5 protein-coding genes are annotated in these 5,152 nt (G+C 71.0%); all 5 read right to left on the bottom strand.

Going from position 1 to position 5,152, the window contains the following annotated elements; genetic code table 11:
- On the bottom strand, positions 1–714 hold a 714-nt coding region (locus G3I65_RS03835), incomplete at its 3' end, for a uroporphyrinogen-III synthase (RefSeq protein ID WP_160694808.1).
- A complete protein-coding gene (nirD, locus tag G3I65_RS03830; RefSeq protein ID WP_160694805.1) occupies positions 711–1,052 on the bottom strand; it encodes a nitrite reductase small subunit NirD in 342 nt (113 codons plus the stop codon). The genes G3I65_RS03835 and nirD, both read right to left, overlap by 4 nt.
- A complete protein-coding gene (gene nirB / locus G3I65_RS03825) occupies positions 1,049–3,556 on the bottom strand; it encodes a nitrite reductase large subunit NirB (protein ID WP_160694803.1) in 2,508 nt (835 codons plus the stop codon). The genes nirD and nirB overlap by 4 nt, the downstream gene beginning before the upstream one ends.
- A gap of 1 nt (position 3,557) precedes the next feature.
- Positions 3,558–4,949, bottom strand: coding sequence for a NarK/NasA family nitrate transporter (locus tag G3I65_RS03820; RefSeq protein ID WP_160694801.1), 1,392 nt, complete (start codon positions 4,947–4,949; stop codon positions 3,558–3,560).
- Positions 4,946–5,152, bottom strand: a 207-nt coding sequence (locus tag G3I65_RS03815; protein ID WP_203612273.1) for a (2Fe-2S)-binding protein, incomplete at its 5' end; no start/stop codon positions are given. The genes G3I65_RS03820 and G3I65_RS03815, both read right to left, overlap by 4 nt.

Here is a 5,152-nt window from a genome sequence, read left to right as displayed (position 1 = left end):
GATCGGGCCGACGCAGGCCGCCACCACCGGGCCCGACAGCGCCGTGACCAGGCCCGGCAGCCGGCCCGTGCGGCGGGCCAGCGCCAGCAGCGAAGCCACCGCCGGGGCGCTCGTGAACGGCAACGCGTGGATCGCCCCGTCCAGGACGCCGTCGAGGAGCCGGTCCACCGGTCCCGGGTCCACCGGGCCGACCCAGCGGTACACCGAGATCTCGATGACCTCCGCCCCCGCGGCCCGCAACGTCTCCACGAAGTACGGCAGCGGCTCGCCGTGCAGCTGCACCGCGATCCGCTTGCCGGTGACGTCCGAGGACAGCAGGTGCTGCAACAGCTCCGCGTTGCTCTCCGACGCCGGCGAGTACGCCTCGGACAACCCCGCCGCCCGGATCGCCCCGGTCACCTTCGGGCCACGGGCCAGCAGGGCGCAGTCCGAAAGGCGCGAGATCAGCGCGTCGCCGAGGCCCCAGCCTTCCGCCGCCTCGAGCCAGCCGCGGAAGCCGATGCCCGTCGTCGCCACCACCGCGTCCACCGGCGCCTCCAGCAACGCGGCCGTCGCCGAGTGCAGCTCCGTGTCGTCGGTCAGGGGCACGATCCGGATCGCCGGGCCGTAGCGGACGCTGGCCCCCTTGCGCACCAATAGCGCGCCGAGCTCATCGGCTCGGCGCGCCGCGGTGATGCCGACCACGAAGCCGGTCAGCGGGAGAACACCGGTCACGGACTCTCCACTTCGACCACGCCCTCTCGCACGCGCACCTGGTACACCGGGACGGAGACGTCCTCGGCGTCCAGGCACTGTCCATCCTCGAGCGCGAACCGTTCCTTGTAGACGGGCGACGCGACGACCGGGACCCCGCCGGCGTCCCCGACGATGCCGCGGGACAGCACCGCCGCGCCGCTGCACGGGTCCCAGTTGGACAGTGCGTACCACCGGTCGCCCGGCAGGTGGAAGATCGCCACCTGCACGCCGTCGAGCAGCGCCGCGACCCCCGCGTACTCCGGCACCACTTCGGCGGAGCAGACCGCCGTCCAGGTCCGTTCGATCGACGTCGTCATCGGCGCACCTCCGGGACTCCCAGCATCACGGGCACTTTCTGCTCGCGCTCCGAGCGGAACGAGATCGCCGGGTCGGGGGTGCCCGGCGCGTTGACGAACGAGGTGAACCGGGCCAGCTTCTCCGGGTCCTCCAGCACGCCCTTCCACTCGTCGGCGTAGTTGTCGACGTGCTTGGCCATCGCCGCGTCGAGGTCTTCGCAGATGCCGAGGGAGTCGTCGACGATCACCGCGCGCAGGTGGTCGAGGCCCCCGTCCATCTCCTCGATCCACGGCGCCGTCCGCTGCAGCCGGTCGGCGGTGCGCACGTAGAACATCAGGAACCGGTCGATCGTGCGGATCAGCGTCTCGGTGTCCACATCGGACACCAGCAGGTCCGCGTGCCGCGGCGTGGTGCCGCCGTTGCCGCCGACGTAGAGGTTCCAGCCGTTCTCCGTGGCGATGATCCCGAAGTCCTTGCTCCGCGCCTCCGCGCACTCCCGGGCGCACCCCGAGACGGCCGACTTGAGCTTGTGCGGCGACCGCAGCCCGCGGTAGCGCAGCTCCAGCTCGATCGCCAGCCCGACGCTGTCCTGCACGCCGTAGCGGCACCACGTCGACCCGACGCACGACTTCACCGTGCGCAGCGCCTTGCCGTAGGCGTGCCCGGACTCGAAGCCCGCGTCCACCAAGCGCCGCCAGATCAGCGGCAGCTGGTCCACCGTGGCCCCGAACAGGTCGATCCGCTGGCCACCGGTGATCTTGGTGTACAGCCCGAAGTCGCGGGCGACCTCGCCGATCACGATCAGCTTGTCCGGCGTGATCTCGCCGCCGGGGATCCGCGGGACGACCGAGTACGTGCCGTTGCGCTGCAGGTTCGCCAGGTAGCGGTCGTTGGTGTCCTGCAACGTCATCTGCTCGCCGCCGAGCACGTGGCCGTTGCCGAGGGTGGCCAGGATCGAGGCCACCGCCGGCTTGCAGAGCGCGCAGCCGCTGCCGGTGCCGTACCGGCCGATCAGCTCGCTGAACGTCGTGATCCGGGTGGCCTGGACGATCTCGAACAGCTCCGCGCGCGACTGCGGGAAGTGCTCGCACACGGCCTTCGACTGCTCGACCCCGGCCGCGCTCAGCAGCTTGCCCAGCAGCGGGACGCACGAGCCGCACGCGGTGCCCGCGCGGGTGCACGCCTTGAGCTTGGGCACCGAGTCGCAGCCGTCTTCGTGGATCGCGCGGGTGATCGCGCCCTTGGACACCGCGTTGCACGAACAGATCTGCGCCGCGTCCGGGAGCGCGTCGACACCGACCGCCGCGCCGCCGCCCGCCGGGGCGAGGATCGCGCCCGGCTCGGCCGGCAGCGGACGGCCGACCAGCGCGCGCAGGGTGTTGTACTCGGTCGCGTCGCCGACGAGCACGCCGCCCAGGAGCGTCTTGCCGTCGTCGGTGACCACGAGCTTCTTGTACGTGCCGGCGACCGCGTCGTTGACGGCGACTTCCAGCGCGCCCTCGGTGGCGGCGTGCGCGTCCCCGAAGGAAGCGACGTCGACGCCCATCAGCTTGAGCTTCGTGGACGTGTCCGGCTCCGGAAACTCACCGGCGCCGCCGGTGAGCTGGGCCGCGACGATCTCGGCCATCGCGTACCCGGGCGCCACGATGCCGTAGACGCGCCCGTCGACCGCCGCGCACTCGCCGATGGCGTACACCGACGGATCGCTGGTGCGGCAGGACAGGTCCGTCAGCACCCCGCCGCGCGGGCCCACTTCGAGGCCGGACTGGCGGGCGAGGTCGTCGCGCGGCCGGACACCGGCGGAGAACACGACCAGGTCGACGTCGAGTTCGGTGCCGTTGCCCAGCTTGGCCAGCAGCCGCGAGCCGTCCGCTTCGATGGCGTCGGTCGATGTTCCCGTGTGGACGGTGACGTCGAGGTTCGTGATGAGCCGCCGCAGCAGCGAGCCGCCGCCTTCGTCGACCTGCAGCGGCATCAGCCGCGGCGCCATCTCGACGACGTGCGGGGAAAGTCCCATGTCCCGCAACGCCTTCGCGGCTTCCAGGCCGAGGAGGCCACCGCCGATGACGACGGCCGAGCGGCGCCCGCGGCCGGGCTTGTCGACGGCCGCCGCACGGATCGCATCGAGGTCCTCGATGGTCCGGTAGACGAAGCAGCCGGGCAGGTCGTGGCCGGGGACCGGCGGCACGAACGGCCGCGAACCGGTGGCCAGCACCAGCGCGTCGTAGGCGACGACGGCGCCGGACGCCGTGGTGACCGTCTTCGCGGCCCGGTCCACCGAAACCGCCGTCTCCCCGAGCCGGAGATCCACAAAGGAGTCACCCGCGTAGTCGGAACCGGGCAGCGCCAGCGAAGCCGGGTCCCAGGTGTCCACGTAGGACGTCAGCGCCACCCGGTCGTACGCCGGGCGCGGCTCCTCGGACAGGACGACGACGTGCCAGTTGCCGGAAGGGTCTTCCGCGCGCACCGCCTCCACGAGCCGGTGGGCGACCATGCCGTGTCCGGCGACGACCAGGGTGGGCATCTCAGACCTCCGCTCCCGCGAGCGCCAGACCGCGCTCACTCGTGGGCTGTTCGGCGGGCTTGCGCAGGTAGACCGCCCAGGTGACGGCGAAGCACAGCCCGTAGAAGACGAGGAATCCGATGAAGGCCGGGACGCCGCTCTTGGCGTCGGCGAACGACTGCCGGAAGGCGAGGTTGATGAACAGCCCGCCCTCGGCGCCGATCGCGCCGGCCAGGCCGATCAGCGCACCGGACAGACGGCGTGCCTTGAGCAGCTCGGCCGCCTCTTCGCCGCCGTTCGAGATCGCCACCTTCGCCTTGGCGCGGAAGATCGCCGGGATCATCTTGTACGTCGAGCCGTTGCCGACGCCGGTGAGCACGAACAGCACGATGAAGGCGATCGTGAACAGCGCCAGGGACTTCGACGTCGACGCGAGGATCAGCACGACCGTGGCCAGCGCCATCCCGATGAACGTGAAGAAGGTGATCTTCCCGCCGCCGATGCGGTCGGCCAGCCAGCCGCCCGTGGGCCGCGAGAGCGAGCCGAGCAGCGGGCCGAGGAACGTCACCGCGGCCGCCTGCAGCGGGGTGCGGCCGAACTGGTTCTGCAGCACCAGGCCGAAGGCGAAGCTGTAGCCGATGAACGAGCCGAACGTGCCGACGTAGAGGAACGACATGACCCAGGTGTGCGGGTCCTTGACGACCTCGCGCATCGCCTTGGTGTCGCCCTTCACGGTGGCGAGGTTGTCCATGTAGAAGTACGCGCACACCGCGGCGACGACGATCAGCGGGATGTAGACGTAGAGCACGATCCGCGGCGCGGTCGCGCCCGCCGTCCCGATCACCAGCAGCCCGACCAGCTGGATCGCGGCGACGCCGAGGTTACCGCCGCCCGCGTTGAGGCCGAGGGCCCAGCCCTTGTGCTTCTCCGGGTAGAAGGTGTTGATGTTCGTCATCGACGACGCGAAGTTGCCGCCGCCGACGCCGCCGAGGGCCGCGACCAGCAGGAACGTGCCGAGCGACGTCCCGGGGTGCAGCACGACCGCCGCGAGGATCGTCGGGATCAGCAGCAGGACGGCGGACACGACCGTCCAGTTGCGACCGCCGAACTTCGCCACGGCGAAGGTGTAGGGCAGCCGCATCAGGCCGCCGATCAGCGTCGGCGTCGAGACGAGCAGGAACTTGTCCGCGGCGGAGAACCCGTAGTCCTTGCCCATGAACAGGACGATGACCGACCACAGTGTCCAGATGGAAAAGCCGATGTGCTCGGCGAAGACCGAGAACCAGAGGTTGCGGCGGGCGACCTGCTTGCCCGTGGACTCCCAGAACTCTTCGTTCTCGGGTTCCCAGTGCTCGATCCAGTGCTTGCCTTGGTGTGCCACGGAGTTCTCCTTGCGACGGGTCGTGTCGGTCATTGCGCCGCGAGCCAGGTGGCGATGCCGCCGACGGTGTCGGTGCACCCGCCGCAGCCGGTGGTGGCTCGCGTGGCCCGCGCCAGTGCGGGAGTGTCGGTGGCGCCGGCCTTCCAGGCTTCGATCAGCCGGCCCTTGGTGACGTTGTTGCAGCGGCAGATCACCGCCGCGGCGGGCAGGTCGGCCGGGCTGGCGGCCGGCGTGCT

This window comes from Amycolatopsis sp. SID8362, assembly GCF_010550475.1.
Classification (GTDB): Bacteria; Actinomycetota; Actinomycetes; order Mycobacteriales; family Pseudonocardiaceae; genus Amycolatopsis; species Amycolatopsis eburnea.
Note: the sequence above shows the minus strand (reverse complement) of the source record. Positions and strands in the feature narration are given on the sequence as shown.